At 55.0% G+C, this 883-nt stretch carries 2 protein-coding genes; both read right to left on the minus strand.

Translation table 11 applies throughout. The annotated features are described in order from the left end of the window. The coding region (locus tag ACOCD2_RS22605) for a Fic family protein (RefSeq protein ID WP_419626183.1) at nt 1-608 on the minus strand (608 nt) is incomplete at its 3' end. After that, nucleotides 605-883 (minus strand): hypothetical protein (locus ACOCD2_RS22610; protein ID WP_419619106.1); only part of this gene is annotated, 279 nt, incomplete at its 5' end. The genes ACOCD2_RS22610 and ACOCD2_RS22605, both read right to left, overlap by 4 nt.

Consider the following 883-nt stretch of genomic DNA (forward strand, 5'->3'; position numbering starts at 1 on the left):
AACTCCAGCATGAGCTGGTTGAATTCCAACTGGCGACGGGCCGGTAGATTGATTGCCGGATAACCCGCATCGAGCAGGATACCGTTCATCATCAAGCGCCCCAGGCGTTTGTTCACATCATAGAAAAACTGGTTTCGCGCCATTTCCAGAAAGACAAAAATGGCGCGGCCGTAGATGTCATCCATGCGACCAGCGGCGGCAACCATGTCTGCGAACCGCGAGGGCAGGGTGTCATACGAAGGTGGCTCCCATGATGTTCCTGCGATAGTCACCCCTCCGTTGCGAAATGCGCCCCATGTCAGCGCTTCCTCTTTTGCCGCAATGGCATGCAGCTTGCAAGCGTATTCGGCGCTCAGAATGAATGAACCGGATTGCAATGACGCAAACAGGTGTTTCCAGGCGTTTCCCTGATTGACGGCGATCTGCTGCTCTTCCAGTCTGTGTCCGCCCACAGTGATGCCGTCAAGCAGGGTTTGGATCTCCGGCAGTGTGAACGGGATGCCTTCAAGGTTGACCGCATCACACACGAAAGATGCCACCTCACGCTGTGCCAGCATGATAGCTTTGCCTTTATCAGGCAGCATGTTCCAGGTTTTATCAGCAATCATCCTACACTTCCTGTTTCCAACATCAACGCCGCCCGTTGCTCAAGCTGTGAAAACACCTCAGCAGGCAATCCCCGTTCCGCGGCGGCCACGAACGCATGGGCAAATTCGACCGACCGATTGTTGACGGCCCGATTGAGCGCTTTCTGGTCGGCCTTTAATTGCCCCAGGGCAATTTTTACAGTGGCGCGTTCGTCCTCCAGAAACGCCAGCTTGTCCTTCATCCGGCGAATCTGAACCTGGCGGTCGCCTGCGCAGTTGGTGAGTTGTTGTGTTAT

This window comes from Thiolapillus sp., assembly GCF_048562965.1.
GTDB classification, from domain to species: domain Bacteria; phylum Pseudomonadota; class Gammaproteobacteria; order Chromatiales; family Chromatiaceae; genus Thiolapillus; species Thiolapillus brandeum_A.